Origin of the sequence: Mycobacterium sp. ITM-2016-00318 (assembly GCF_002968285.2) — a bacterium.
Classification (GTDB): Bacteria; Actinomycetota; Actinomycetes; order Mycobacteriales; family Mycobacteriaceae; genus Mycobacterium.
This window is the reverse complement of the sequence record NZ_CP134400.1, coordinates 1,427,608-1,452,057: the sequence shown is the minus strand read 5'-3', so window position 1 is coordinate 1,452,057 and position 24,450 is coordinate 1,427,608. Positions and strand designations below refer to the sequence as shown.

Annotated in this window: 30 protein-coding genes and 1 pseudogene; 17 read left to right on the top strand and 14 right to left on the bottom strand. The window is 67.6% G+C overall.

All coding sequences use genetic code 11. The features are described 5' to 3' along the window. The first annotated feature begins 126 nt into the window (after window positions 1-126). Window positions 127-780, top strand: coding sequence for a TetR/AcrR family transcriptional regulator (locus C6A82_RS07080; protein ID WP_105346602.1), 654 nt, complete (start codon window positions 127-129; stop codon window positions 778-780). On the opposite strand, the gene C6A82_RS07075 is transcribed toward C6A82_RS07080, so the two are convergent. Next, on the bottom strand, window positions 767-1,024 hold the full coding sequence (locus C6A82_RS07075; RefSeq protein WP_105346601.1) for a DUF3107 domain-containing protein: 258 nt from the start codon (window positions 1,022-1,024) through the stop codon (window positions 767-769). The two genes, C6A82_RS07080 and C6A82_RS07075, sit on opposite strands and share 14 nt — an antisense overlap. A gap of 178 nt (window positions 1,025-1,202) precedes the next feature. Here C6A82_RS07075 and C6A82_RS07070 point away from each other — a divergent pair, with 178 nt between their 5' ends. After that, window positions 1,203-1,928: a hypothetical protein gene (locus C6A82_RS07070; protein ID WP_105346599.1), complete on the top strand. Its 726-nt coding sequence runs from the start codon at window positions 1,203-1,205 to the stop codon at window positions 1,926-1,928. A 6-nt stretch (window positions 1,929-1,934) separates the two neighbouring features. On the opposite strand, the gene C6A82_RS07065 is transcribed toward C6A82_RS07070, so the two are convergent. After that, window positions 1,935-2,639 carry a ferritin-like fold-containing protein gene (locus C6A82_RS07065; RefSeq protein ID WP_105346597.1) on the bottom strand — a complete coding sequence of 235 codons (705 nt, stop codon included), beginning with the start codon at window positions 2,637-2,639 and terminating at the stop codon, window positions 1,935-1,937. 235 nt (window positions 2,640-2,874) lie between these two features. On the opposite strand from C6A82_RS07065, the gene C6A82_RS07060 reads away from it, so the two are divergent. Further along, a complete protein-coding gene (locus C6A82_RS07060) occupies window positions 2,875-4,335 on the top strand; it encodes a DEAD/DEAH box helicase (protein ID WP_105346596.1) in 1,461 nt (486 codons plus the stop codon). A gap of 17 nt (window positions 4,336-4,352) precedes the next feature. After that, on the top strand, window positions 4,353-5,567 hold the full coding sequence (locus C6A82_RS07055; protein ID WP_105346594.1) for a hypothetical protein: 1,215 nt from the start codon (window positions 4,353-4,355) through the stop codon (window positions 5,565-5,567). On the opposite strand, the gene C6A82_RS07050 is transcribed toward C6A82_RS07055, so the two are convergent. Beyond that, complete coding sequence (locus C6A82_RS07050) at window positions 5,564-6,367, bottom strand: ParA family protein (RefSeq protein WP_199193840.1); 804 nt, start codon at window positions 6,365-6,367, stop codon at window positions 5,564-5,566. The two genes, C6A82_RS07055 and C6A82_RS07050, sit on opposite strands and share 4 nt — an antisense overlap. 50 nt (window positions 6,368-6,417) lie before the next feature. Between C6A82_RS07050 and C6A82_RS07045 the strand changes: the two genes are divergently transcribed. From C6A82_RS07045 to C6A82_RS07035, 3 genes are read left to right on the top strand one after another with little or no spacing between them, the layout of a single operon-like run. Further along, window positions 6,418-7,029 (top strand): acid phosphatase, encoded by a 612-nt coding sequence (locus tag C6A82_RS07045; RefSeq protein WP_105346592.1) that lies wholly within the window; start codon window positions 6,418-6,420, stop codon window positions 7,027-7,029. Beyond that, window positions 7,026-8,123 carry an isochorismate synthase MenF gene (locus C6A82_RS07040; RefSeq protein ID WP_105346591.1) on the top strand — a complete coding sequence of 366 codons (1,098 nt, stop codon included), beginning with the start codon at window positions 7,026-7,028 and terminating at the stop codon, window positions 8,121-8,123. The genes C6A82_RS07045 and C6A82_RS07040 overlap by 4 nt, the downstream gene beginning before the upstream one ends. Then, window positions 8,120-8,599: a GNAT family N-acetyltransferase gene (locus C6A82_RS07035; protein WP_105346589.1), complete on the top strand. Its 480-nt coding sequence runs from the start codon at window positions 8,120-8,122 to the stop codon at window positions 8,597-8,599. Before C6A82_RS07040 ends, C6A82_RS07035 begins: the two co-directional genes overlap by 4 nt. On the opposite strand, the gene C6A82_RS07030 is transcribed toward C6A82_RS07035, so the two are convergent. Continuing rightward, window positions 8,548-8,976: a hypothetical protein gene (locus tag C6A82_RS07030; protein WP_105346587.1), complete on the bottom strand. Its 429-nt coding sequence runs from the start codon at window positions 8,974-8,976 to the stop codon at window positions 8,548-8,550. The two genes, C6A82_RS07035 and C6A82_RS07030, sit on opposite strands and share 52 nt — an antisense overlap. 38 nt (window positions 8,977-9,014) lie before the next feature. Here C6A82_RS07030 and C6A82_RS07025 point away from each other — a divergent pair, with 38 nt between their 5' ends. After that, on the top strand, window positions 9,015-9,974 hold the full coding sequence (locus tag C6A82_RS07025; protein ID WP_105346586.1) for a diacylglycerol kinase family protein: 960 nt from the start codon (window positions 9,015-9,017) through the stop codon (window positions 9,972-9,974). Window positions 9,975-10,224: 250 nt separating this feature from the next. Then, window positions 10,225-10,479 (top strand): transcriptional regulator WhiB1, encoded by a 255-nt coding sequence (whiB1, locus tag C6A82_RS07020; protein ID WP_003882795.1) that lies wholly within the window; start codon window positions 10,225-10,227, stop codon window positions 10,477-10,479. A 113-nt stretch (window positions 10,480-10,592) separates the two neighbouring features. On the opposite strand, the gene C6A82_RS07015 is transcribed toward whiB1, so the two are convergent. Together C6A82_RS07015 and C6A82_RS07010 are read right to left on the bottom strand one after the other, a co-directional pair. Next, entirely contained in the window at window positions 10,593-12,089 is a 1,497-nt protein-coding gene (locus tag C6A82_RS07015) for a histidine kinase N-terminal domain-containing protein (RefSeq protein WP_311101726.1), read from the bottom strand. 23 nt (window positions 12,090-12,112) lie between these two features. Continuing rightward, a complete protein-coding gene (locus C6A82_RS07010; RefSeq protein ID WP_105347520.1) occupies window positions 12,113-12,328 on the bottom strand; it encodes a biotin/lipoyl-binding carrier protein in 216 nt (71 codons plus the stop codon). Between the two features lie 148 nt (window positions 12,329-12,476). On the opposite strand from C6A82_RS07010, the gene C6A82_RS26930 reads away from it, so the two are divergent. Beyond that, window positions 12,477-12,569, top strand: coding sequence for a 50S ribosomal protein bL37 (locus C6A82_RS26930; RefSeq protein WP_003882799.1), 93 nt, complete (start codon window positions 12,477-12,479; stop codon window positions 12,567-12,569). Here the strand turns inward: C6A82_RS26930 and rsrA are convergent. Then, window positions 12,566-12,859: a mycothiol system anti-sigma-R factor gene (gene rsrA, locus C6A82_RS07005; protein ID WP_105347508.1), complete on the bottom strand. Its 294-nt coding sequence runs from the start codon at window positions 12,857-12,859 to the stop codon at window positions 12,566-12,568. The genes C6A82_RS26930 and rsrA overlap by 4 nt on opposite strands. Further along, entirely contained in the window at window positions 12,856-13,518 is a 663-nt protein-coding gene (locus tag C6A82_RS07000) for a sigma-70 family RNA polymerase sigma factor (protein ID WP_396836804.1), read from the bottom strand. Before C6A82_RS07000 ends, rsrA begins: the two co-directional genes overlap by 4 nt. A 252-nt stretch (window positions 13,519-13,770) precedes the next feature. On the opposite strand from C6A82_RS07000, the pseudogene C6A82_RS06995 reads away from it, so the two are divergent. Both C6A82_RS06995 and C6A82_RS06990 read left to right on the top strand, forming a co-directional pair. After that, window positions 13,771-14,247: pseudogene (locus C6A82_RS06995) on the top strand (YbaK/EbsC family protein). A 42-nt stretch (window positions 14,248-14,289) separates the two neighbouring features. Beyond that, on the top strand, window positions 14,290-15,138 hold the full coding sequence (locus C6A82_RS06990; RefSeq protein ID WP_105347504.1) for an NAD(P)-dependent oxidoreductase: 849 nt from the start codon (window positions 14,290-14,292) through the stop codon (window positions 15,136-15,138). On the opposite strand, the gene C6A82_RS06985 is transcribed toward C6A82_RS06990, so the two are convergent. Both C6A82_RS06985 and C6A82_RS06980 read right to left on the bottom strand, forming a co-directional pair. After that, complete coding sequence (locus C6A82_RS06985) at window positions 15,135-16,298, bottom strand: NDMA-dependent alcohol dehydrogenase (RefSeq protein WP_105347503.1); 1,164 nt, start codon at window positions 16,296-16,298, stop codon at window positions 15,135-15,137. The two genes, C6A82_RS06990 and C6A82_RS06985, sit on opposite strands and share 4 nt — an antisense overlap. Window positions 16,299-16,414: 116 nt before the next feature. After that, window positions 16,415-17,134 (bottom strand): YqjF family protein, encoded by a 720-nt coding sequence (locus C6A82_RS06980; protein WP_105347518.1) that lies wholly within the window; start codon window positions 17,132-17,134, stop codon window positions 16,415-16,417. A gap of 34 nt (window positions 17,135-17,168) precedes the next feature. Between C6A82_RS06980 and C6A82_RS06975 the strand changes: the two genes are divergently transcribed. Beyond that, window positions 17,169-17,948, top strand: a complete 780-nt coding sequence (locus C6A82_RS06975) for a class I SAM-dependent methyltransferase (protein ID WP_105347501.1) — start codon at window positions 17,169-17,171, stop codon at window positions 17,946-17,948. Between the two features lie 3 nt (window positions 17,949-17,951). Here C6A82_RS06975 and C6A82_RS06970 read toward each other — a convergent pair whose 3' ends face one another. After that, window positions 17,952-18,719: an SOS response-associated peptidase gene (locus C6A82_RS06970; protein ID WP_105347500.1), complete on the bottom strand. Its 768-nt coding sequence runs from the start codon at window positions 18,717-18,719 to the stop codon at window positions 17,952-17,954. A gap of 46 nt (window positions 18,720-18,765) precedes the next feature. Here C6A82_RS06970 and aroA point away from each other — a divergent pair, with 46 nt between their 5' ends. Beyond that, window positions 18,766-20,112: a 3-phosphoshikimate 1-carboxyvinyltransferase gene (aroA, locus tag C6A82_RS06965; RefSeq protein WP_105347498.1), complete on the top strand. Its 1,347-nt coding sequence runs from the start codon at window positions 18,766-18,768 to the stop codon at window positions 20,110-20,112. After that, complete coding sequence (gene rsgA, locus C6A82_RS06960; RefSeq protein ID WP_105347497.1) at window positions 20,109-21,089, top strand: ribosome small subunit-dependent GTPase A; 981 nt, start codon at window positions 20,109-20,111, stop codon at window positions 21,087-21,089. Before aroA ends, rsgA begins: the two co-directional genes overlap by 4 nt. On the opposite strand, the gene C6A82_RS06955 is transcribed toward rsgA, so the two are convergent. Next, a complete protein-coding gene (locus C6A82_RS06955; protein ID WP_105347494.1) occupies window positions 21,086-21,925 on the bottom strand; it encodes an SDR family oxidoreductase in 840 nt (279 codons plus the stop codon). The two genes, rsgA and C6A82_RS06955, sit on opposite strands and share 4 nt — an antisense overlap. Window positions 21,926-22,047: 122 nt before the next feature. Continuing rightward, entirely contained in the window at window positions 22,048-22,278 is a 231-nt protein-coding gene (locus C6A82_RS06950) for a hypothetical protein (RefSeq protein WP_105347493.1), read from the bottom strand. A 214-nt stretch (window positions 22,279-22,492) separates the two neighbouring features. Here C6A82_RS06950 and C6A82_RS06945 point away from each other — a divergent pair, with 214 nt between their 5' ends. Further along, window positions 22,493-23,341, top strand: coding sequence for an aldo/keto reductase (locus C6A82_RS06945; protein ID WP_105347491.1), 849 nt, complete (start codon window positions 22,493-22,495; stop codon window positions 23,339-23,341). Between the two features lie 125 nt (window positions 23,342-23,466). Beyond that, entirely contained in the window at window positions 23,467-23,736 is a 270-nt protein-coding gene (locus C6A82_RS06940; RefSeq protein WP_105347490.1) for a hypothetical protein, read from the top strand. A 22-nt stretch (window positions 23,737-23,758) separates the two neighbouring features. Here C6A82_RS06940 and C6A82_RS06935 read toward each other — a convergent pair whose 3' ends face one another. Next, on the bottom strand, window positions 23,759-24,421 hold the full coding sequence (locus tag C6A82_RS06935; RefSeq protein WP_233217080.1) for a TetR/AcrR family transcriptional regulator: 663 nt from the start codon (window positions 24,419-24,421) through the stop codon (window positions 23,759-23,761). Between the last annotated feature and the right edge of the window lie 29 nt (window positions 24,422-24,450).

Here is a 24,450-nt window from a genome sequence, read left to right as displayed (position 1 = left end):
TAGACGGTGCTCCTCGCACTTCTGACGCGCCACCGCCGACAACCGACGACGGAGTGCGAGCCGTCCTGACGCGTAGCGCCGCGAACGGGTAGTACTGTCAGTGCAACGATCCAGATAGAGGAACTGATGAGCGATCTCGCCAATGCCACCGAATCGAGGGGTGGCGGCTCTGCCACCAATCGACGTGGCAGTCGGCTGCCCCGTGACGAGCGCCGCGGACAGTTACTCGGTGCTGCCAGCGAGGTTTTCGTCGACCGCGGCTATCACGCAGCGGGAATGGACGAAATCGCCGACCGCGCGGGTGTCAGCAAACCCGTTCTCTACCAACATTTCTCATCGAAGCTGGAGCTGTACCTGGCGGTGCTGGCCCAGCACGTCGACAACCTGGTCTCCGGTGTGCGCCAAGCGCTGCGCACCACCACAGACAACCGCCAACGGCTCCGCGCGGCCGTGCAGGCGTTCTTCGACTTCATCGAGCACGACGGCCAGGGTTATCGGCTGATCTTCGAGAACGACTACGTGACCGAACCTCAGGTGGCGGCCCAGGTGAAGGTGGCCACCGAGTCCTGCACCGACGCGGTGTTCGACCTGATCAGCCGCGACTCCGGGCTGGAGGCGCACCGCGCGAGGATGATCGCGGTCGGGTTGGTGGCGGTCAGCGTGGACTCCGCGCGCTACTGGTTGAACAACGACCGGCCGATCTCCAAGGACGACGCGGTCAACGGCACCGTCGCGTTCGCCTGGGGCGGACTGTCGCACGTGCCGCTCACCCGTTCTTGACGGCCTCCGCGCCGACGACTCCGACCCCGAAGCCCACCCTGCGCACGTCGGCGGCGCCGATCTCGACGTAGGCGATCTTGGCCGCCTGCACGATGAAACGGCGGCCCTTTTCGTCGGTCAGCGCCAGCACACCCGAGTCGTTGGCCAGCGCGTCGGAGATCTCCTTCTCCACCTCGGTGGGCGTCTGCGCGCTGTTGAAACTGAGCTCGCGCGGGCTGTCCGTGACACCGATCTTGACCTCCACGCTGCACCCTTTCCAAAGTCGTCTGCCGTCGTGCGCCGTCTTCTACCAAAGGCTAGTGGACCCGCAAGAGTGAACTGAGTCCGGACCGTTATCAACACGCTGGCCGCTAGACCTCATCTGTCACTTCTGCCTCGATAGCATCAGGCCTGCATCACTCGAACTCACGAGGATTACGCCCATGAACAGGCCTTCTTCCCCCTGGATGACCGCTGGGGTCACCGAACACAGCCACGACCGCGACGGCGGCGCCGACGAGTTCTCCGACGTCGAGGACTACGACGCTTACGCCGACTACGAGCACGACGACGACTACGACGACGACGTCCGCTTCTACACCGAGCAGGACGACCGCAAGTGGCTGTGGGTGGCCAGCGTCGCGGGCATCGTGCTTCTCATCGCCGTCGCGGGCACCATGATGATCCTGTCCGGCGGGGACAGCGGCACCACATCGGCCACGGTGTCCTCGGAGCCCAGCGAGGCGGCCCCGTATCCGAGCGCTGCGCCCTCCCCGAGACGACCGTCGGCCACGGCGCTACCGCCCGAGACCGTCACCAGCGTGACTCCGACCCCGACCGCCGCGCCGCCGAGCGCGATCGCGGAGCCGACGGAAGCCGTGCCGCCGCCCGCGGCCGACCCGCGCACGATCACCTACACGGTGACGGGCACCCGCCAGCTGTTCGACTTGGTGACGATCATCTACACCGACCAGCAGGGCGCGCTGCAGACCGACGTCAACGTCGGGCTGCCGTGGACCAAGCAGGTGACCCTCGACCCCGGCGTCGAGCTCAGCTCGGTGACCGCGACCAGCGTTGCCGGCCAGCTGAACTGCGCGATCACCGACGGCGCGGGTGCCACGCTGGCGGCGCAGAGCAGCAACACGATCATCGCCAACTGCACCCGCTGAGCCGGGTCAGGCCAGACCCAGCTCCTGCATCCGGGTGCTGTGGGTGTGCTGAACGCGCTCGAAGAAGTCGGTCAGCTGGCCGAGCCCCTGGGTGCCCGAGACCACGAGGTCGACGAGCTCGTCGCGATCGGCGAGCACGTACTGGGCCTGGGTGATGGCCTCCCCGAGCAGCCTGCGCGACCACAGCGCGAGCCGGTGGCGCTGCCGCTGGCTGCCGGTCACCGCGGCCCGCACCTCGGCGACGACGAACTGGCTGTGCCCGGTCTCCGACAGCACCGAGCGCACCACGTCGGCGACCTCGTCGGGCAGCACGTCGGCGATCTCGAGGTAGAAGTCGGCGGCCAGCGCGTCACCGATGTAGGTCTTCACCAGCGCCTCCAGCCACGTGCTCGGCGTCGTCAGCCGGTGGTAGTTCTCCAGCGCGGGGGCGTAGCGCGTCATCGCGGGGACGACGTCGATGCCGCGTTTCTCCAGCGCTTCGCGCAGCAGCTCGTAGTGGTTCATCTCGGCTGCCGCCATGCTGGCCATGTTGATGCGCCCCAGCAGGTTGGGGGCCATCCGCGCCTCGTCGGTGAGCCGGTAGAACGCGGCCACCTCGCCGTACGCCAGCAGCGCGAACAGCTCGTTGACGCCGGGATGGTCGGCCGACACGCCTGACGTCGCCGAGGTGGCGATGTGCGCCGAGGATGCCGCAGGCTGCGTCGAACTCATGCGCCCAACTGTAGACGTCGCCCGCCGCGGTGCACGCAGGGCAAACCCGACCGGTATCATGGTCAACGGCAGTGGCGTCAACAACCGAGTCGCTACCGAAAGAAATGTGCGTGCACGCAGCCGGCCCGCCTACCGCAGCGCAGGGCCCCGCGAAGTTTTCTCGTCATGCTGTTGCGCGCTGGACGCGAACATTGACCGACGAGAAAACTGACCGGAAAGGCTCTGCCTACCTCGCATGACCGCACTCAACCCATCATTTGCCAAACTCGGCGTCCGTGACGAAATAGTCCGCGCACTTGCCGAAGACGGCAAGGAACACACCTTTGCCATTCAGGAACTGACCCTTCCGCTGGCGCTTGCCGGCGACGACCTCATCGGGCAGGCGCGAACCGGTATGGGCAAGACCCTCGCCTTCGGCGTGCCGCTGCTGCAGGAGATCACCAGCGACCCGGAACGGCCGCTTACCGGCGCGCCGCGCGCCCTCATCGTGGTGCCCACCCGAGAACTCTGCCTGCAGGTCTACAACGACCTCGCCGGGGCCGCGAGGTACCTCACCGCGGGCGACCGCAAGCTGTCGGTCGTCTCGATCTACGGCGGACGTGCCTACGAGCCGCAGATCGATGCCCTGCGCGCGGGCGCCGACGTCGTCGTCGGAACCCCGGGACGCCTGCTCGACCTGGCGCAGCAGGGTCACCTTCAACTCGGCGGGATCGCCGTGCTGGTGCTCGACGAGGCCGACGAGATGCTCGACCTCGGCTTCCTGCCCGATATCGAGCGCATCCTCCGCCTGACCCCGGATACGCGCCAGGCGATGCTGTTCTCGGCGACGATGCCCGACCCGATCATCACGCTGGCCCGCAGCTTCATGAACCAGCCGACGCACATCCGCGCCGAGTCGGCTGCGTCGTCGGCCGTGCACACCACCACCGACCAGTTCGCCTACCGCGCCCACGCGTTGGACAAGGTCGAAATGGTCAGCCGGCTACTGCAGGCCCGCGGTCGCGGCGCCACGATGGTCTTCACCCGCACCAAGCGCACCGCGCAGAAGGTGTCCGACGAGCTGGGCGAGCGCGGCTTCAAGGTCGGCGCCGTGCACGGCGACCTGAACCAGAGCGCCCGCGAGAAGGCGCTCAAGGCCTTCCGCGCCGGCGAGATCGACGTGCTCGTGGCCACTGATGTGGCCGCCCGCGGCATCGACATCGACGACGTCACCCACGTCATCAACTATCAGATCCCCGAGGACGAACAGGCCTACGTGCATCGCATCGGCCGCACCGGCCGCGCCGGTAAGAGCGGCGTCGCGGTCACCCTGATCGACTGGGATGAGCTGGCACGCTGGGAGATGATCAACAAGGCACTCGGCCTCGGCCACCCGGATCCGGCCGAAACCTATTCCAGCTCACCGCATTTGTACGAGGAGCTGGACATCCCGAGCGACGCGATGGGCAGGATCGGTCCGGCGCAACCGGCGAAGGCCGGCAAGCGGCCCCCCCGCGATGCCGCCGAGGCGCCCGCCCGCGCCCGCACCAAGTCGCGCCGCCGCACACGCGGCGGTCAGCCGGTGGGCAGCCACCCCGACGGCGACAAGCCCGCCGAGACGTCCGACAGCGGTGATCCCAAGGCCGCCGACGGTGAACAGCCCGCCCGTAGGCGCCGCCGCCGTCCGCGCAAGGCCAGCGCGGCCACCGCCAACTGACGAGGTCCCGCCAGCCGATGGTCAAACCCGAGCGGCGCACCCGGGCCGACCTGCTGGCGGCCGCGGCGATCGCCATGACGGTCGCCGTCGTCGCCGCGCTGATCTGGTGGACCAGCGATGCCAGGGCCACCATCAGCAGGCCGGCGGCAGCGCCGGTGAAAACCCTCGCACCCGCGAAAGTCGTTCCCTCATCCCTGCGGGAACTATGGACCGCACCCAGCCCGAAGACGACGGCGCCGGTGCTAGCGGGCGGCAGCGTGGTCACCGGCGACGGTCGCGAAGTCGACGGGCGCGATCCGGCGACGGGCTCGGTGCTGTGGAGCTATGCCCGCGACCTCGAGCTGTGCGGTGTCACCTCGGTATACAACTCCGCGGTCGCGGTCTACCCCGACAGCCGGGGATGCGGCCAGGTGAGCACCATCGACGGGCAGACCGGCATGCGGGGCCCCAGCCGCACCGCCTACTCCGACAAAGAGGTCGCGCTGTCCACCGACGGCACCAGCGTGCTCGCGGCAGGCGACACCAGACTCGAGCTGTGGCGCTCCGACATGGTCCGGATGGTCAGCTACGGCGCACTCGACGCGAAGATCAAGCCCGGCGTGCCGGGACGCGTACTGTGCACACTGACCTCTACGGCGGCCAGCACGTCGGCGGTGTCGGTGCTCGAAGCCTGCCCGAACCAGCCCGACCTGCGGCTGACGGTGTTGCGGCCCGCAAAGGAGGAGGACACCCCCGACCTCAAGTACGTGCCCCTGACCGACGTCAAGGAGGGCTCCGGGGCACGGGTCGTCGCGGTATCCGAAACCAACACTGCGGTCTATCTTCCGACCCCGCGACCGTCGCTGAGAGTCATCGACGAGACCGGATCGACGACGGTCGACCTGCCCCTGCCGAAACCGGTGTCGGCCGATGCCGCCGCGACCCGGCCGGGTGACCTGGTCACGTGGTGGACCGGCGACGCGGTTCTGGTGTTCTCCGCCAGCGGTATGCAGTACCGCTACACGGTCGGCCCGGTCGGCACGCACCTTCCGATCGGCCCCGGCACGGTGATGGCCGGTCGGCTGCTCATCCCGGTCAGCGACGGTGTCGGCGTCTACAACCCGATGACCGGAGTCAACGAACGCTTCATCCCGGTGCGGCGCGAGCCTTCACAATCCGCGGTGGTGCCCGGCGTCGCAGGCTCGGTCGTGCTCGAGCAGCGCGGCGGCACGCTGTCCGCATTGGGCGCCTAGACCTCCGGCGCGAACGTCGCCAGCTCCTTGCCCGACTTCCAGTGCGTCAGCAGAGCCTCCGCCAGGTCCCGGTAGGCCGAGGAGCCCTTGTTCTTCTTGCCCGCCAGTACCGAGGCACCCGAAGCGGTGGCCTCGGCGAACCGCACGGTGCGCGGGATCGGCGGCGCCAGCACCGGCATCTCGTAGCGGTCGGCGACGTCGAGTAGCACGTCGCGGCTGTGCGTGGTGCGCGAGTCGTAGAGCGTGGGAAGCGCGCCGAGCAGCGTCAGGTCGGCGTTGGTGATCTGCTGGACGTCGGTGATCGTTCGCAGGAACTGGCCCACTCCGCGGTGCGCCAACGTCTCGCACTGCAGCGGCACGATCACATCGTCGGCGGCGGTCAACCCGTTGAGGGTCAGCACGCCGAGCGACGGCGGGCAGTCGATGATCACCACATCGAAGTCACCGCCGACCTTGGTGAGCGCGCGCTTGAGCGCGTATTCGCGACCCGCCCTCATCAGCAGCATCGCCTCGGCGCCCGCCAGGTCGATGTTGGCAGGAAGCAGCATCATTCCCTCGGCCGTGGCCACCAACGCCGCCGACGGCTCCACCTCGCCGAGGAGGACCTCGTGGATGGACACCACCAGCTTGTCGGGGTCCTGGCCGAGCGAAAACGTCAGACAGCCCTGCGGATCGAGGTCGACGAGCAACACCCGCCGACCCATCTCCGTCATCGCCGCACCCAACGACGCCACCGTCGTCGTCTTGGCTACCCCACCCTTTTGATTGGCGACCGCAAGTACTCGCGTCACGGTGTACATCCAAGCACGGGTACATACGACCGCGCCCCACGTGGGGCAGAATCGGCGGGGTGACCGTCGAGCAGCACCGGCTGCTTCTGCTGCGACATGGCGAGACCGAATGGTCCCGCAGCGGCAAGCACACCAGTCGCACCGACCTGGAATTGACCGAGACCGGTCGCGGTCAGGCGAAAGCGGCGGGCGAGACGATCGCCCAGTTGAACCTGGACAACCCCTACATCATCAGCAGTCCGCGGACACGCGCTCTGGTGACCGCCGAGCTCGCGGGCCTCACCGTCGACGATGTCAACCCGCTGATCAGCGAGTGGGACTACGGCGACTACGAGGGCACGACGACTCAGGAGATCCGCAAGGCGGTGCCTAACTGGCTGGTGTGGACACACGGCTGTCCCGGCGGTGAGACGACGGCGGCGGTGTGCGAACGCGCCGACCGGGCGATCGATATCGCGCTGGAGCACATGCAGACCCGCGACGTGGTGTTCGTCGGGCACGGGCACTTCTCCCGCGCCGTCGTCACACGCTGGGTCGAGTCGCCCGTTTATGAGGGAATCCGGTTCGCGATGGCTGCCGGGTCGGCCGCCGTCTGCGGATTCGAGCACGGCGTCCGCCAGCTCAACGCCCTCGGCCTGACCGGATATCCGCACCCGACCGTGTTCACGTGACCCGCGAGCCGACGTTCGTCCTTGCCGCCGGCGGCAGCGCCGTCGTCGCCGATGGGGTGCACACCTCATACAAGTCGATCGCCGATGCACGGACGTCGCTGACGTCACACAGCACCCCGATCATCGTGGGCGCCCTGCCGTTTGACATGTCTCGGCCTGCGGCGCTGATCCGACCGCAGGACGTGTCCTTCCTCGACGCGCTGCCGAAGTGGCCGCTGCGGCCGCTCCCCGGGGTGCGAGTCGTCGAGACCCTGCCCGAGCCCGACGAGCATCGCGCCAGGATCGCCGCCGCGTTGCAGCGGCTGCGGGATCCGGCCAGCGGTCTGCACAAGGTGGTGCTGGCCCGCGCACTGCGACTGGCCGCCCAGGGACCGCTCGATGCACGCACGATCGTCGACCGCCTCGTCGGCGCCGACCCGACGACCAACGCCTACCTCGTCGATCTGACGTCGGCGGGCACCGAGTACTCCGGCACCGTGCTGGTGGGCGCCAGCCCCGAACTGCTGGTGGCCCGCCACGGCGACCGCGTGATGTGCGCTCCGTTCGCCGGCTCGGCCCCACGATCGCTCGACCCCGACGCGGACCGGGCCGGCGGTGAGGCGCTCGCCGCGTCGGCCAAGAATCGCCACGAGCACGAACTGGTGGTCGACGCGATGCGCAAGGCGCTCGATCCGCTGTGCGTCGACTTGCAGATTCCGCCGACGCCTCAGCTGAGCCGTACCGCCGCGCTCTGGCACCTGTCGACGCCGATCAGTGGGCGCCTTCGCGAAAAGTCGGTCACTGCTTTGGATCTCGCCATCGCCGTGCATCCGACCCCGGCGGTCGGCGGGTCGCCTGCCGGTGTCGCGGCGGCCCTGATCCGCGAGCTCGAGGGCGACCGCGGGTTCTATGCGGGCGCGGTGGGATGGTGTGATCAGCGCGGCGACGGGCGCTGGGTGGTGTCGATCCGCGGCGCACAGTTGTCGGCTGACCGCCGCACCGCCCTCGCCCACGCGGGCGGCGGAATCGTCGCCGAGTCCGACCCCGACGACGAAGTCGACGAGACCACAACGAAATTCACCACGATTCTCTCCGCTTTGGAGGCGCAGACATGATCATCCGGCGTGCGGAACCCGGCGACGAGACCGAACTGACGGCGATGATCCACGAACTCGCCGATTTCGAGCGGGCGGGCCAGGAGTGCACGGTGACCGAAAGTCAGTTGCGCACCGCTCTTTTCGCTGATTCGCCGACTGTGAACGGGCACATCGCCGAGGTGGACGGCGAAGCCGCGGCAGGCGCACTGTGGTTCCGCAACTTCTCGACGTGGGACGGCGTGGCAGGCATTTATCTCGAAGACCTGTTCGTTCGCCCGCAGTTCCGCAGACACGGGTTGGCCAGGGTGATGCTGTCGACGTTGGCGCGCGAGTGCGTCGAGAACGGCTACACCAGGCTGACCTGGGCGGTGCTGGACTGGAATGTCAACGCCATCGCTCTCTACGACGCCGTCGGCGGGCGTCAGCAGAGCGACTGGATCACCTACCGGGTGTCGGGCCCTGAGCTGTCCGCACTCGCGTCGTCGGAGTCCTGAGAGCCGAGCCACTGCACCGTTGACGGGCTGAACAGCAGCGCCAGCACCACGAGTGCGACGATCCCGACCGGGATGCCGTAAAGCCACTGATGGGAGCCAACGGCGATGTACCACGACATCGGCAACAGCAGCAGCTGGGCGAACACCGCGACACCACGGCCCCACCGGCGACCGGTCCACAGCGCCAAGGCCGCCGCGAGCACGGCGCCGCCGATGATCGCGAACCAGGCCGCCGTGCCGAACTTGTTCATCCCCGGATCGTCGCTGCCGCCGAACCCGCTGAGGACGTAGACGACCGCGGCGAGCAGACCCGCGGCTCCCTCGAGCGCGACGAGCGCGGCCGCCTGCCGAACCGGGGTCGGCGATGGAACCGTCACGAGTGCAGCCTAGAGGCTCGCAGATAGGCTCTTGTGTCGTGCGCGCGGTGCTGATCGTCAACCCCAATGCGACGTCGACCACGGCCGCCGGTCGCGACCTGCTCGCCCACGCGCTGGAGAGCAGGGTGAAGCTGACCGTCGCCCACACCGACAGCCGTGGGCACGCCGTCGACATCGCCCGCGACGCCGCGCGCGACGGCATCGACCTGCTGATCGTGCACGGCGGCGACGGAACGGTGAACGAAGTCGTCAACGGTGTTCTCGGCGAATGCAGCGATGTTCCGCGCGCCGACGCGCCGGCCGTCGGAGTGGTGCCGGGCGGCTCTGCCAACGTGTTCGCCCGCGCGCTGGGCATCAGCCCCGACCCCATCGAGGCCACCAACCAGCTCATCGACCTGCTCACCGAGCACCGCAGAACCAGATGCTGGCGACGGATCGGGCTGATGGACTGCGGCGAGCGGTGGGGTGTGTTCACCGCGGGCCTTGGAGTCGACGGCGCCGTCGTCGCGGCCGTGGAGGCCCAGCGGGACAAAGGCCGCACGGTCACCGCGTCGCGCTACATCCGCGTCGCCGTGCGCGAAGTGCTGGCCAGCGCACGCAGGGAGCCGACGCTGACGCTGCACCTACCCGACGGCGACCCGGTATCGGGCGTGCATTTCGCGTTCGTGTCGAACGCCAGCCCGTGGACGTACGCCAATACCAGGCCGGTGTGGACGAACCCGAACACCACGTTCGAGACGGGCGTCGGCGTCTTCGCCACGACCAGCATGAACGTGTGGTCCAGCCTGCGTCTGGTCCGGCAGATGCTGTCGCAGAAGGCGAAGATCCGCACGAGACACCTCATCCGCGACGACGACCTGCCGTGGGTCAGGGTGACCGCGGACACGCCTGTGGCATGCCAGATCGACGGGGATTACCTCGGGCTGCGCGAAGATATGACCTTTCGCGCGGTCCCGCAGGCTCTCGGAGTGGTCGCGCCACCCGCTGAAAGCCTCTGATCTGCGTAAAGACCCGCAGTGCGGCTTGTCGAGGGCGTAAGTGGGTTGAGTGTAGTACAAACGAATGAGGCTATTGCGAACAGTGCCGGGTAGTGAGATAGCCCACGAGTTACCGAACGGTATTGACACCTGTTCAGCGTGTGGGAATATCGGAGTAAGCAACAGTGCAGAAACAATTTGTTCGCGCGCGTTAACAGCCGAAGAAAAGCTCGTGCGCCCCGCTGCGCACATAGTGAGGAGAGTTAGAACCATGGATTGGCGCCACAAGGCCGTCTGTCGCGACGAGGATCCCGAACTGTTCTTCCCGGTGGGAAACAGCGGTCCGGCTCTTGCGCAGATCGCCGACGCAAAGCTCGTATGCAACCGCTGCCCCGTCACGACCGAGTGCCTGACCTGGGCATTGGACTCCGGCCAGGATGCCGGCGTGTGGGGCGGAATGAGCGAGGACGAGCGGCGCGCGCTCAAGCGGCGCAACGCACGCACCAAGGCTCGCACCGGCGTCTAGCCACGCCACGATCGCTTCAGATACGGCCTCGACGAAATGTCGGGGCCGTAACTGTGTGCAAATGCAATTTGTCCTAATTGCGCAAACGCAAGCCAATTCGCGTAAACGCGGATCTACTGCGCCAGCCGCGGTCGCCTGCCGATCGGCACCCGCAACACCACGTCTGTCCCCCCGTCGGGCGAGGCGTGCATCCCGAGTGAGCCGTCCAGTTCCGCCGATACCAGCGTCCGCACGATCTGCAGGCCGAGCCGGTCGGCCTTCTCCAGGCTGAACCCCTCGGGAAGGCCGCGGCCGTCGTCGTGCACGACGAGGTCGAGCCAGCGCGCCGACCGCTCCGCGCGAATCGTCACACAGCCGGTGGCGGTGGTCGAGTCGAAGGCGTGCTCGATGGCGTTCTGCACCAGCTCGGTGATCACCATGATCAGCGCGGTGGCCCGGTCGGCGTCGAGCACACCGAGATCACCCACCCGGCTGACACGTATCGGAGTCTCAACGGTGGCAACGTCATTCATCATCGGCATGATCCGGTCGACAACGTCGTCGAGGTTGACCTCTTCGTCCACCGACATCGACAGCGCGTCGTGCACCATCGCGATCGATGACACCCGGCGGACGGATTCGATCAACGCCTCACGGCCCTCGGCGTTGTTGGTGCGCCGGGCCTGCAACCGCAGCAGGGAAGCCACCGTCTGCAAGTTGTTCTTCACCCGGTGATGGATCTCGCGGATGGTGGCGTCCTTCGACAGCAGTGCGCGGTCGCGTCGCTTGATCTCGGTGACGTCGCGAATGAGCACCGCCGCGCCGACCGCTTCTCCGTGCACCACCAAAGGAAGTGTCCGCAGCAGCACCGCGGCGCCGCCCGCATCGACCTCCATTCGCATGCTGGACCCGCCGATGAGAGAGCGCCGCACGTGTTCGGCCAATTCCTGCGCCTCGAAAGGGTCGGAAATGAGCGGTCGAGTGACCGCGAGGAGGTTCTGTCCCTCCAGCTCCGCGGTCAGGCCCATGCGGTGATAGGCCGACAACGCGTTGGGGCTGGCGAAAACCACGACTCCGGCGACGTCGAGCCGGATGAACCCGTCGCCCACTCGTGGGCTGGAGCGCGAGATGGACAGATTCTCGACATTGGGAAAGGTGCCCTCCGACAGCATGTGCAGGAGGTCCCGCGCACAGTCGAGGTACGCGCGTTCGAGCGGGCTAGCCTTGCGCGCGGCGAACGCCGTCTGGTGGGTGAGGACAGCCACCACGTCACGGTCGCAGCGGACCGGCACCGCCTCGCGGGAAAGCTCGCCCTGTTCTACTGATTTAGCTTGTCCCTCTGCGCTTTCCCGACCGATTGCGCCCGACTCGAAGGCCGCGGCGACGAGCGGTGCGTGCCCGGCGTCGGCGAGGGTGCCCACGGCGTCGGTCAGCAGCACGGTGGGCGCGGTGTTCGGCCTGCACTGCGCCACACAGACCAGCATCCCGTCGTCGCGTTGCACCCACATCAGGTAGTCGGCGAACGAGAGGTCGGCCAGCAGTTGCCACTCGCCGACCACGGCGTGCAGATGGTCGACGGCATTACCGGGCAGCATGGTGTGCTCGGCGAGCAGGTCACCGAGGGTAGACATCGGGCCCTAGGACGACGCCGAAGCTAGCTGATCACCGCGATGAGGTCACCGGCCTGGATGACATCGCCGACCGACACGCTCACCTTGCTGATCGTGCCGGCGACTTCGGCGAGCACCGGGATCTCCATCTTCATCGACTCCAGCAGCACCAGGGTGTCGCCCTCGCCGATCTGATCGCCCTCGTTCACCACGACCTCGAGCACGCTGGCCACGATCTCGGCGCGAACATCCTCGGCCATCTTCACCTCATTCACTTCGGCGCTGCCTGCCGCTCTATCGAACCACAACCGCATGCGGCGCAGCCTCCTCAGTGGCTCATGAGACACTGGTGTCATCGCGCCCGCGCACGCGGGCACCACAAACCCCTGATCACACGGAGGTAGAACGATGGCCAAGCGTGGCCGCAAGAAGCGTGACCGTAAGCACTCGAAGGCCAATCACGGCAAGCGGCCCAACGCCGGTTCGAAGTCGGTGCGCTAGCCGCGGCTGATCGTGGTGCGGCTGATCTCGATGCGCAGCCGCTGAACCAGGCTCTCGGGCGCCTTCTCCCCGCCGCACTTGCTGGCGATCAGGTTCTTGACCCGCTCCTCGACACCGTAATGGCGCAGGCAGGCCGGGCATTCCTCGAGATGGTGCGCGAGCTTGTCGCGGCTCTCGGGCGTGCATTCGCCGTCGAGCAGCGTCCATACCTCGGCGATGACCGCCGCGCAGTCGGGGTGCTCGGGGTCCACTGGGCCGATGGGCGGCGTCCAGCGCTCGTCGCTACTCATGAGGACACCTCCTCGGGGGTGTCGAGCTGTCCCCGAATGAAACCACGATCCTTGGCCACGTCGGCCAGTAACTCGCGTAGTTGACGCCTGCCCCGGTGCAGCCGGGACATCACCGTGCCGATGGGCGTGTCCATGATCTGGGCGATCTCCTTGTACGGGAAGCCCTCGACGTCTGCGTAGTAGACCGCCATCCGGAACTCCTCGGGCAGCGCCTGCAGGGCTTCCTTGATCTCGTTGTCGGGCAGCGCCTCCAGCGCCTCCACCTCGGCCGACCGCAGTCCGGTCGAGGAATGCTCGGCGTTGGACGCCAGCTGCCAGTCGGTGATCTCCTCGGTCGGATACTCCGCGGGCTGACGCTGTTTCTTGCGATAGCTGTTGATGTAGGTGTTGGTCAGGATCCGGTACAGCCAAGCCTTGAGATTGGTCCCCTCGCGAAACGAGCGGAAACCCGCGTAGGCCTTGACCATGGTTTCCTGCAGTAGATCCTCTGCGTCCGCCGGATTGCGCGTCATGCGCAGCGCACCGCCGTAGAGCTGGTCGAGAAGCGGAATGGCGTCGCGCTCGAAGCGCGCGGTCAGCTCTGCGTCGCTCTCTTCGGCCCTCACCGGCGCCGACGTCGACGGGGCGTTGTCCGGCCCAGAGCCGTCCATGTCGGTCATCGTGGGGAACACCGTCCCTTCCGTCGAGGCGCCACCGATCACGTCAAGCACATGCACCTGACGCCCCGGGCCGTCAATGGCCATCGTTGGCACCGAGGTACCCCCTTCTTCGATCCTAGAGGTTGAGGTCGACATCTCTTCCGTCGCCGGCCGGGCTGCGGCCATGTTCAACCCCATCAACAGCGGGTATGGCCGAGGTGTTCCCCGTGCCACGTCCGTTACCGGCGTCCGCGTCGGCTCTAGGCTGGCGTCGTGGCCCGTGCTGCGACCCCGGCGATCACCGCGTTGCTGACCGCGCACATCCCGCACGAGGTGCTGCGATACCACCACGACCCGCACATCGAGTCGTTCGGCGACGAAGCCGTCAACGAGCTCGCCGGTGTCGCAGGCGTCGATCCGGAGCAGATCTTCAAGACGTTGGTCGTCGCGCTGCCGAAGAACAGGCTGGCGGTCGCCGTGCTGCCGGTTCCCTACCAGCTCTCGCTCAAGGCCGCCGCGGCGGCGCTGGGCGTGGCCAAGGCGACGATGGCCGAGCGCGCCTCCGCCGAACGCTCATCCGGCTAGGTGATCGGCGGTATCTCACCCTTCGGCCAGCGCAACCCGCTGCCGACGGTCGTCGACGCCTCGGCGTTGCGGTGGGACCGGGTGTTGTGCAGCGCGGGCGACCGCCGATATCCGCGCGGTCTAGCTTTCCGCGAAATGGCATTCCAGCAGCGAAAGTGCGAGTAAGGACCTGCTGGAATGCCATTTCGCGGGGTTTAGGGTGAGGCCATGACGCTTGCCGGTAAGACCATGTTCATCTCGGGTGCGAGTCGGGGCATCGGCCTCGCGATCGCCAAGAAAGCCGCCGCCGATGGCGCCAACATCGCGTTGATCGCCAAGACCGCCGAACCCCACCCCAAGCTGCCCGGCACGGTCTATACCGCCGCCAAGGAACTCGAGGAGGCGGGCGGGCAGGCGCTGCCGATCGTCGGCGATATCCGCGACGGCGACTCGGTGGCCGATGCGGTGGCCAAGACCGTCGAACAGTTCGGCGGCATCGACATCTGCGTGAACAACGCATCGGCGATCAACCTCGGATCGACGACCGAGGTGTCGCTCAAGCGGTTCGACCTGATGAACGGCATCCAGGTGCGCGGCACCTACGCCGTCAGCCAGGCCTGCATCCCGCACCTGGTGGGCCGCGACAACCCGCACATTCTCACGCTGTCGCCGCCGGTTCGGCTGGAACCCGAGTGGCTAAAGCCCACCGCATACATGATGGCCAAGTACGGGATGTCGTTGTGCGCGTTGGCGCTGGCCGAGGAACTGCGCGCCGACGGCGTCGCGTCGAACACGCTGTGGCCGCGCACTCTGGTTGCGACGGCGGCTGTGCAGAACCTGCTCGGCGGCGACGAGGCGATGGGCCGCGCACGCAAGCCCGACGTGTACGCCGACGCCGCGTACGCGGTGCTCAACAAGCCGGCGCGGGAGTACACCGGCAAGGCGCTGCTGTGCGAGGACGTGCTCCTGGAGTCCGGCGTCACCGACCTGTCGATCTACGACTGCGTGCCCGGCTCCGAGCTCGGCGTGGACCTGTGGGTCGACACCCCGAACCCGCCCGGATACAGCGGCCCCTAGTCGAATTCGATGATGCCGCGGATGTTGCGACCCTCCCGCATGTCGGTGAAGGCGTCGTTGATCTGATCGAGCCGGTAGCGCTTCGTGATCAACTCGTCGAGCTTGAGGTTGCCGCTGCGGTACATCGACAACAGCATGGGCATGCTCGCGCGGGGGTTCATCCCGCCGTACAGGAGGCCCTTGAGCGTCTTGCTGGACTGGATGAAGTCGATGAGAACCAGCGGCACGATGTTCACGTCGATTTTCGGAATCGCCGTCATCAGACACGTCCCGCCCTTGCGGGTCAACATCATCGCCGGCGCCAGAAGTTCGGCGGGAAGCACGCTCGGCGTCAGCACCACCCGGTCGGCCATCACGCCCGCCGTCAACTCCTGGACCATCGGGATCGCCTCCTCGGCAGAGGCTGCGGTTTCGGTGGCTCCGAAGAACTTCGCCGAGTCCCGCTTGAACTCAACGGGATCGACGGCGATGACGGCACGTGCGCCGGCTGCGCGGGCACCCTGCACGGCGTTGATCCCCACCCCGCCGGTGCCGATGATCACGACGGTGTCACCCGGCTGCGTCCCGACGCCCACAGTCGCCGAACCCCAGCCGGTCGTTACTCCGCATGACACCAGCGAGGCAGCCTCCAACGGGATCGACTCGTCGATCTTGATGACGGATTCCTCTGCGAGAACGGCGTATTCGGCGAACGTGCCGAGCTGTGTCATCGCAGTGAGGTCCTCGCCGCCGACGTGGCGGCGCGACGTGCCGTCGGTGACCATGTTCTTGTCGAGGATCATGGCGCCGTTGTCGCACAGGTAAGTCATGCCCGAGACACACCAGCGGCACCGACCACAGGCCGGGATGAACGAGAACGAGACACGGTCGCCCGGTCGCACCGACCGAACGCCAGGACCGACTTCCTCGACGAAGCCTGCGCCTTCGTGGCCGCCGAGCATCGGAAACAAGTCCGGCACGGTGCCGCCCATCGCCTCGGTCATCGCGCCGAGCTGATCCGACATCACCCCGTCGCCGGTCGAATAGTGGTCGTCGGAGTGGCAGACGCCGGCGACGGCCATCTTCACCAGCACCTCACCCTCGCGCGGCGGGTCGAGCGTGATCTCCTGAACCTCCCAGTTCGAGCCGATGCCCCGCAGAATCGCTGCCTGACACTTCATTTGCGGCCACCCTTCGGTGTGATGCCGAGCTCTCGCAGGGCGAGCTGCGGCTTGCTGTGCAGATCAGTCATGTGCGCAAGCGTCCCTCACCCGGTGCCGCGATTGCGCGTATTTCCCTACTTCACCCGAGATGGACGCCCGAACCGCGCGTGCACGCCCGGCGAGAACAACGCCCGCATCCGATCGCCTGCCGGTTCCACCCCCGCCGCGGCCACGAGTTCGTCGTCGCATTCGAGGATCTCGGCCGACCGCAACGGCCACGTGCAGTGCTCGTTGGGCGACCACCACGTCCGGCCCGCCTTGCGGGTGTGGGCGCCCCACCGCGCGGTCAGCCACACCTCAAGCGGGGTCGGCTCGATCTCGGCGCCCACGCGCACCGTCAGCCGGCTGCGCAGACCGCGCTGCGGCCATCGGCGCACGCTCTCATAGCGAATTCGGTCGCCGGATCGGTCGATGCGCATCCGGGCCCACGTGTAGGGCACGCCCATCGCGATGCGCACGACGGGCACCACCGCAAGCCTTGCCGTCTCCAGCGAGCGGAACAGCACGCCGTGACGGCCTCCCGCGTCGGTTGAGTACAGCCGCACGTTGGTCTCGTGGAAGGTGCCGAAGTACGGCAGCGGCAGTCCCTTCCCCACCGCCGTGCGCCGCATCGTGAACGGGATCAAGCCGACGTACGTCGCGCCGTCGAAGACGTCGGGCCACGTGCGGGCCGGATACAGATGCTCGACGGCCTCGGGACGCACCGGCCAGTGCACGAAGGTCACGTCAGCCCAGTACTGGTCGAACGTCACCGGACGCGGAAGATCCCTCGCGGTGATCGGGAACCCGGCCATCTCGTCCACCCCGACATCGTGACACGCTGAGCCGGTGTCCACGCCGAGCGTTTGGTCAGCTGGTCGTTACGACGCCGTCGGCGACCGGATAGCGCCGATCGCCGCCGAGGTCGTCGCCGCCGCGAAGCAGCGCGGCGAGTTCGACGAGGTGGTCGACCTGGCGTGCGGGACTGGAAGTGCGGCGCTGGCTGCGGCGGCCGCGGGTGCCCGCGTGACAGCGGTCGACATCACACCCGAGCTGATCGCGATCGGCACCGAGAAGGCCGAGCGGGCGGGACATTCCGTGACCTGGGTGACCGGCGACGCCGCCGACACCGGGCTGCCAAGCGGTTCGTTCGACGCAGTCGTGTCCAATATGGGCATCATCTTCGTCGAGCCGGCCAAGCAGATCGCCGAAATCGCCCGACTGCTCAAACCGCAAGGCGTTCTCGGGTTCTCGTCATGGGTGCGCGAACCGGGCAACCCGTTCTTCAGGCCGGTCCTCGAGGTGCTCGAGCCGCCGCAGAACTCCGAATACTCGCCCGACCAGTGGGGCGAACCGAACACCGTCAGCGACCGGCTGGCGGCCGATTTCGACGACCTCGCCATCGAATCACGTTTTCACACATGGCAATTGGGCTCCCTCGACGATGCGATGAAGTGGGTGATGCGCGAATCCCCTATTCACGTGTCGATGCTGGCAGGCATCGACGACGACACCACGCGCGAGCGCCTGCTTGCCGCCTTCGAGAGCGAGTTCCGGCGTTGTCTCGACGCCGACGGCACCGTCACCTACGACGCCCCGTACGTGGTGGTGACGGCGCTGCGGCGGTGACGCCTACAGCAGCGTGGCTTGCTCGGGTTGCTGCTCGGCGGGCTCGATCAGCTCGGGCCCGTTGTTGCGGATGCTGTTCACCAGCCGCGAGACCTCGCGGATCTCGATGCGGTCCAGGTCGCCGTGTCCGCGCAGCAGCCCCTCGTCGACGGGCGCGTCGGGGTCGAGCCACCGGTCCCAGTCGCCCGCGCTGATGGTCAGCGGCATCCGGTCGTGGATCTCGGCGAGCGGGCCTGCGGCGTCGGTGGTGATGATCGTGGCGCTCAGCAGCGGGGCGCTGTCCTTCGGCGCACCCTTCGGTCGCCATGTCGACCACAGTCCCGCCATGAACAGCGGCTCACCGTCGCCGCCGTACATGTAGTAAGGAGTTTTCGGGCCTTTTGCGTCGCCCTTTTTTTGCCACTCGTACCAGCCATCCATCGGGACAAGGCATCGCTTGTTCTTCGCCGAGTTGCGGAACGCGGGCGAGGTGGTGACCTTCTCAGAGCGCGCGTTGATCAGCAGCGGGCCCTTGGTGTCTGGCATGCCGTCGGCGGCCTCCTTGGCCCACGGCGGCACCAGGCCCCAGCGCATCGACCGGATCCGCCGCGTCGACTCGTCATCGGGCTCGGTGTGCCGCTTCACCACCGTGGCGATCGTCGTGGTCGGCGCCACGTTGTAGTTCGGGCCGCCTGCGTCCTTGCCTTTCACCGCCGCCACGCTCTCATCGATGGCCTGGATCTTCTCGGCCAGCAGCGCCGGATCGGTGGTCACCGCGAATCGCCCACACATATCTCCATGGTGGCAGAAAGCAGCGACAGGGCAGGATAGGGCCGTGATGAACCGCAAACGCGCGGGGGCACCTCCCACCCGAAGGGTAGGGGGAGAGCATGAGAACGTGTGGCAGGCGCCGACGACCGCGGGTCCCGTGCACGCGACGGTGGCGGTGCCCGGTTCCAAGTCGCTCACCAATCGGGCTCTCGTGCTCGCCGCGCTGGCCACCTCACAGGGGACGTCGACGATCAGCGGCGCGCTGCGCAGCCGCGACACGGACTTGATGATCGGCGCGGTGCGCACCCTTGGCGTCACCGTCGATGGCGACGACACCGAGCTGACCGTCAGCGGCCGGATCGCACCCGCCCAGGGAGCCATCGTCAACTGCGGGCTGGCAGGCACCGTGCTGCGCTTCGTTCCTTCGGTAGCCGCACTGTCCACCGAGACGGTGGTGTTCGACGGCGACGAGCAGGCGCGCGCCCGCCCGATCGCGCCGCTGCTGAACGGGCTGCGCAGGCTCGGCGTGCACATCGACGGCGACGGCCTTCCGTTCTCGGTGCGCGGAAGCGGTTCGGTCGCGGGCGGGACGGCGGAGATCGACGCGTCGGCGTCGTCGCAATTCGTGTCGGGGCTGCTGTTGTCGGGCGCGTGTTTCACCGAGGGGCTGACCATCGTGCACACCGGCGAGTCGGTGCCGTCGGCTCCGCACGTGGCGATGACGGTGGCGATGCTGCGTGAGGCGGGCGTGGAGGTCGACGATTCCCGGCCCAACCGGTGGCGGGTCTCCCCAGGCCCCATCGCCGCCGGGAACTGGGTGATCGAGCCCGACCTGTCCAATGCGGTGCCGTTCCTGGCCGCCGCGGTGGCCAGCGGCGGGATCGTGCGCATCGCGGGATGGCCCGCTGCGAGTATCCAGCCGGCCGACGCCATCCTCTCCATTCTGGAGAACTTGGGTTCGGTTGTGCAGCAAGGCAGTTCCTATCTCGAGGTGCAGGGCGCCAAGACGTATGGCGGCTTCCAGGTCGACCTTCACGACGTCGGCGAACTGGCGCCTGCGGTGGCGGCCCTCGCCGCGCTGGCCGCTCCCGCGTCGGTGTCGAAGCTGACAGGCATCGCGCATCTGCGCGGCCATGAGACCGACCGCCTCGCCGCGCTGTCCGCGGATATCAATGGCCTTGGCGGGCAGTGCGAGGAGGTACCCGACGGCCTCGTCATCACGGCGACGCCGCTACACGGCGGGCGGTGGCGGTCCTACGCCGATCATCGGATGGCGACGGCAGGTGCGATCGTCGGGCTGCGGGTGCCCGGTGTCGAGGTGGAGGACATCGCCACCACGTCGAAGACACTGCCGGATTTCCCGCAAATGTGGGCCGACATGCTGGCAGGTCAGTCGACAATGCCTTCGGCATGACTACACGTTCCTACGACGAGTCCGACGTCCGCATTCGGCCGGGTCGGGGGTCGCGGCCGCGCACCAAGACCCGCCCCGATCACGCCGACGCCAAGGAAGCCATGGTGGTGACGGTCGATCGTGGCCGCTGGGGATGCGCACTCGGTCGCGACCCGGCCCGCCGAGTGACCGCGATGCGCGCCCGTGAACTGGGCCGAACCCCGATCGTCGTCGGAGACGACGTCGACATAGTCGGCGACCTGTCCGGTCGGACCGACACGCTGGCCCGGATCGTGCGTCGCGGGGAACGGCGAACCGTGTTGCGACGCACCGCCGACGACACCGACCCCACGGAGCGGGTCGTGGTCGCCAACGCCGATCAGCTGCTGATCGTCGTCGCGCTGGCCGATCCACCGCCGCGCACCGGTCTGGTCGAGCGCGCACTGATCGCGGCCTACGCAGGCGGCCTGACGCCGATTCTGTGCCTGACCAAGACGGACCTCGCCCCCGCTGAGCCGTTCGCCGCCCAGTTCGCCGACCTCGACCTGAGGGTCGAGACCGCAGGCCGTGACGATCCGCTCGACGCCGTGGCACCGCTGCTTTCCGGCAAAGTGACCGTCCTGCTCGGCCATTCGGGCGTCGGAAAATCCACCTTGGTGAACCGCCTGGTGCCGAAGGCGGATCGGGCCATCGGCGAAGTCTCCGGGGTCGGCAAGGGCCGCCACACGTCGACTCAGTCGGTGGCGCTACCGCTCGACGGCTCCGGCTGGGTCGTCGACACGCCCGGCATCCGCTCCTTCGGGCTGGCCCATATAGCGCCCGATGACGTGCTGCTTGCCTTCTCTGATCTCGCCGAGGCCATCACCGACTGCCCCCGCGGGTGCGGCCACCTCGGCCCGCCCGCCGATCCCGAGTGCGCGCTCGACACGCTGACCGGGCCCGCGGCCGACCGGGTCGCGGCGGCCAGGCGCCTGCTCGCGGCATTGCGGGAGGACTAGAGGACCGGCCTGCCGCCCGTGACGGCTACGCGCGCACCCGAGACATAACTGGCTTCGTCCGAGGCCAACATGACGTACACCGGTGCCAGTTCCGCGGGCTGCCCGGCCCGACCCAGCGGCGTGTTCTCGCCGAACGAGGCGACCTTCTCCTCCGGCATCGTCGCCGGGATCAGAGGCGTCCAGATCGGTCCGGGGGCCACACTGTTGACCCGAATGCCCTTCTCCCCCAACAACTGCGCAAGGCTGGCGGAGAAGTTCGCGATGGCCGCCTTGGTGGCCGCGTACGGCGCAAGCGTGGGCGACGGCATATCGGAGTTGACCGAGGAACTGCCGATCACCGACGCCCCGGCGCCCATGTGCGGCAGTGCCGCCTTCAGGAGATAGAAGTAGGCGCCGACGTTCAGCCGGAACGTGTAGTCCCATTCCTCGTCGCTGATCTCGTCGAGGCTTTCGTGTGTCATCTGGTACGCGGCATTGCTGACGAGGATGTCGATCCCGCCGAACTCCGCAGCGGCGCGGTCCACCACCTCCCGGCAGTGCGCCGGGTCGGAGAGGTCACCGGCGACCAGTACACAGCGTTGCCCCGCGTCCTCGACGAGTTGGGCGACCTCCTTGGCGTCGGAGTCCTCGCTGAGGTAGGCGATCAGCACGTCGGCGCCTTCTCGCGCGTAGGCGATAGCGACCGCACGCCCGATGCCGCTGTCGCCGCCGGTGATGATGGCGCGCTTCCCACGCAGTCGGCCAAATCCTCGGTAGCTCTTTTCTCCACAGTCGGGAACCGGGTCCATGGCCGACTGAACTCCTGGTGGCTTCTGCTGCTGCTCGGGGAATCCCATCGCTCGTTTCCTCCCGCTCGTTGTCTGCGACGCTGCCGTCGGCACGCACATACCCGGTTACGAGAGGCCCAATCGGACACCGAAGAGCCCTCCCGGACGGGGAGGGCTCTCGGATGTCGGGTTCACCTGCCGTTGGAGTGGTTGACGTGCCAGACACCGTGGTGGTTGTGCCAGCCCGGTTTCTGCTCGGGTGCCGGCTTGGCCTTGACGCTCGGGGCGTAGGAGTAGCCGGGGCCGCTCGGGACGCTCGTGGTCGCCCCGGCCGTGCCTGCCAGGCCGACGGCCGCTGCACCGAGCAGGCTGCCGCCGACGGCCAGCAGGACCAGATAGCGGGCGAAGACGTTCTTGATCATTTGAGTTCTCCTCTGTGCATTGTGTTTTCGTTTGTCTACCGGTCTGTTCCGGTGATGACTCAAGACTGCCCGGTCAGCCGCGCCAGGTCTGTCGGGCGATCGGGCGGTGTACCGGAGGAACTCGGTGTCCCCCGATCGGAGGACATAAATCACCAGTCGCCGGCGTTTGACTGTTTCGCCCACCGGGCAGGCTGACGTCGAAGGAGGATCACCCGTGAGCCACGTACCCAAGATCGAACTGAACGACGGCGCCACGATCCCGCAACTCGGGTTCGGCGTATTCCAGATCGACCCTGGTGAGACAGCCGAAGCGGTCAAGAAGGCGCTCGAGTTCGGCTACCGCCACATCGACACCGCCGAGATGTACCAGAACGAGGCGGGCGTCGGGCAGGGCATCCGGGACGCGGGCATCGACCGCGGCGAGGTGTGCATCACCAGCAAGCTCAACAACGGCCTCCACAAGCCCGATGACGCCCGGCGTGCGTTCGACCGCACGCTGTCGGAGCTCGGCTTCGACTACGTGGACCTCTTCCTGATCCATTGGCCGCTGCCGACCCTGTACGACGGCGACTTCGTGTCGACCTGGCAGACGCTCGAGGAGTTCAAGCGCGACGGCCGCGCCCGCAGCATCGGGGTGTCGAACTTCCAGGTGGGCCACCTCGAGCGACTGGCCAAGGAAACCGACACCGTACCCGCGGTCAACCAGATCGAGGTGCACCCGTACTTCGGCAACGAGGAAGTACGCGCATACGGACAGAAGCACGGCATCGTCACCGAGGCGTGGTCACCGATCGCGCAGGGCGCTGTGCTCGACGACCAGGTCGTCGAGGGGGTCGCGAACGGGACGGGCAAGTCGCCCGCCCAGGTGGTGCTGCGCTGGCACATCCAGCGCGGTGACATCGTGTTCCCCAAGTCGGTGACCCCGGAGCGCATCAAGGAGAACCTCGAGATCTTCGACTTCGAGCTGAGCCCGGACGACATGGACGCGCTCACCGAGCTGGACAAGGGCGAGAAGGGCCGTCGGGGCCCCAACCCGGACCAGTTCGACTACATCCCCAGCTGACACTCCCGACCGTGTTGGACTGCCTAGTCTTATTTACGCAGATAATCCCATTGACTGGCAGCTAAACTGGACGATATAGTTCAGTTCGTGCCCAGGTTCTTCCGTGCTACGAACAGGACTGCATCATGAAGACAGGCCGGCTGACCCGACGCGTCGCCGCCTCGCTCGGAATCGCTGCCATCATCTCGATGGGTGCGCTGACCGCGTGTGGTAGCGAGGAGAAAGAGGCTCCTTCCGAAACCTCAACCACCACAACGACTGCCACGACTCCGTCGTCGTCGGCACCCGCGGAGCCGACCGAGAAGGCGCCGCGGCTCGATCCGAACGGACCCAATCCGTTCTCGCCTGATGTCAAGGCGCCGCCCGCGCCGACCGCGCCCCCTGGCGACAACTGACGAAGCGGACCGAGCGGGCCAGTTACCGACTGGCCCGCTCGTCGCTGTCCGTGGCGAACGACATGATATGGGCGATCGCGGCATTCAAGGAGGTCTGCATCAACCGGGGGTCGTGCGCGGTCTGCGACAGCAGGTAGCCACCCTCGACGGCCGCCAGCAGGCCAGTCGCGAGCGCGGGGGCGTCGATGTCGGAGCGCAGCACGCCCTTGTCCCGCATCCGCAGAAGCGCGGAGGCAATAATCGACCGCCAGTCGGCGAAGTGTTCGGCCAGCGATGCCCTGGCCCGGTCGTCGGTGTCGGAAAGTTCGGCGGCCAGCGAACCCAACTCGCACCCCCACAACCCCCGCCGCAGCACGCAGCGCTGCACCATCGCGTCGCGCCACTGGTGAAGTCCGCGTAGCGAGTCGACCTTCTCCAGCCTCAGCCGCTGCCAGGACAGGATCTCGTCGGCCCGCAGTGTGATGACCACGTAGACAAGCTCGGACTTGTCGTCGAAGTGCTGATAGAACTGCGACTTGCTGGTCGCGCTCGCCGCGAGCACCTCGTCGATGGTCGTCGTCGCGACGCCCTTCACATGCATGAGCTCCGCAGCCGCCAGCACGATCCGGTTGCGGGTCGCGGCTCCGCGGGACGTCAGCCTCGGCTTGCCGAGCTTGCCGGCCCCGCGGCCACCTTGCGACGACACGGACCAACTGTAACGCGCTGGTCCAGTTT

Excerpts from the sequence above, each read along its gene's own strand:
- C6A82_RS07080 (WP_105346602.1), top strand. The coding sequence starts at position 127 with ATGAGCGATCTCGCCAATGCCACCGAATCGAGGGGTGGCGGCTCTGCC.
- C6A82_RS07070 (WP_105346599.1), top strand. The coding sequence starts at position 1,203 with ATGAACAGGCCTTCTTCCCCCTGGATGACCGCTGGGGTCACCGAACAC.
- C6A82_RS07065 (WP_105346597.1), bottom strand. The coding sequence starts at position 2,639 with ATGAGTTCGACGCAGCCTGCGGCATCCTCGGCGCACATCGCCACCTCG.
- C6A82_RS07060 (WP_105346596.1), top strand. The coding sequence starts at position 2,875 with ATGACCGCACTCAACCCATCATTTGCCAAACTCGGCGTCCGTGACGAA.
- C6A82_RS07055 (WP_105346594.1), top strand. The coding sequence starts at position 4,353 with ATGGTCAAACCCGAGCGGCGCACCCGGGCCGACCTGCTGGCGGCCGCG.
- C6A82_RS07050 (WP_199193840.1), bottom strand. The coding sequence starts at position 6,367 with ATGTACACCGTGACGCGAGTACTTGCGGTCGCCAATCAAAAGGGTGGG.
- C6A82_RS07035 (WP_105346589.1), top strand. The coding sequence starts at position 8,120 with ATGATCATCCGGCGTGCGGAACCCGGCGACGAGACCGAACTGACGGCG.
- whiB1 (WP_003882795.1), top strand. The coding sequence starts at position 10,225 with ATGGATTGGCGCCACAAGGCCGTCTGTCGCGACGAGGATCCCGAACTG.
- C6A82_RS07015 (WP_311101726.1), bottom strand. The coding sequence starts at position 12,089 with ATGTCTACCCTCGGTGACCTGCTCGCCGAGCACACCATGCTGCCCGGT.
- C6A82_RS07010 (WP_105347520.1), bottom strand. The coding sequence starts at position 12,328 with ATGGCCGAGGATGTTCGCGCCGAGATCGTGGCCAGCGTGCTCGAGGTC.
- C6A82_RS26930 (WP_003882799.1), top strand. The coding sequence starts at position 12,477 with ATGGCCAAGCGTGGCCGCAAGAAGCGTGACCGTAAGCACTCGAAGGCC.
- rsrA (WP_105347508.1), bottom strand. The coding sequence starts at position 12,859 with ATGAGTAGCGACGAGCGCTGGACGCCGCCCATCGGCCCAGTGGACCCC.
- C6A82_RS07000 (WP_396836804.1), bottom strand. The coding sequence starts at position 13,518 with ATGACCGACATGGACGGCTCTGGGCCGGACAACGCCCCGTCGACGTCG.
- C6A82_RS06990 (WP_105347504.1), top strand. The coding sequence starts at position 14,290 with ATGACGCTTGCCGGTAAGACCATGTTCATCTCGGGTGCGAGTCGGGGC.
- C6A82_RS06985 (WP_105347503.1), bottom strand. The coding sequence starts at position 16,298 with ATGAAGTGTCAGGCAGCGATTCTGCGGGGCATCGGCTCGAACTGGGAG.
- C6A82_RS06980 (WP_105347518.1), bottom strand. The coding sequence starts at position 17,134 with ATGGCCGGGTTCCCGATCACCGCGAGGGATCTTCCGCGTCCGGTGACG.
- C6A82_RS06970 (WP_105347500.1), bottom strand. The coding sequence starts at position 18,719 with ATGTGTGGGCGATTCGCGGTGACCACCGATCCGGCGCTGCTGGCCGAG.
- aroA (WP_105347498.1), top strand. The coding sequence starts at position 18,766 with ATGAACCGCAAACGCGCGGGGGCACCTCCCACCCGAAGGGTAGGGGGA.
- rsgA (WP_105347497.1), top strand. The coding sequence starts at position 20,109 with ATGACTACACGTTCCTACGACGAGTCCGACGTCCGCATTCGGCCGGGT.
- C6A82_RS06955 (WP_105347494.1), bottom strand. The coding sequence starts at position 21,925 with ATGGGATTCCCCGAGCAGCAGCAGAAGCCACCAGGAGTTCAGTCGGCC.
- C6A82_RS06950 (WP_105347493.1), bottom strand. The coding sequence starts at position 22,278 with ATGATCAAGAACGTCTTCGCCCGCTATCTGGTCCTGCTGGCCGTCGGC.
- C6A82_RS06940 (WP_105347490.1), top strand. The coding sequence starts at position 23,467 with ATGAAGACAGGCCGGCTGACCCGACGCGTCGCCGCCTCGCTCGGAATC.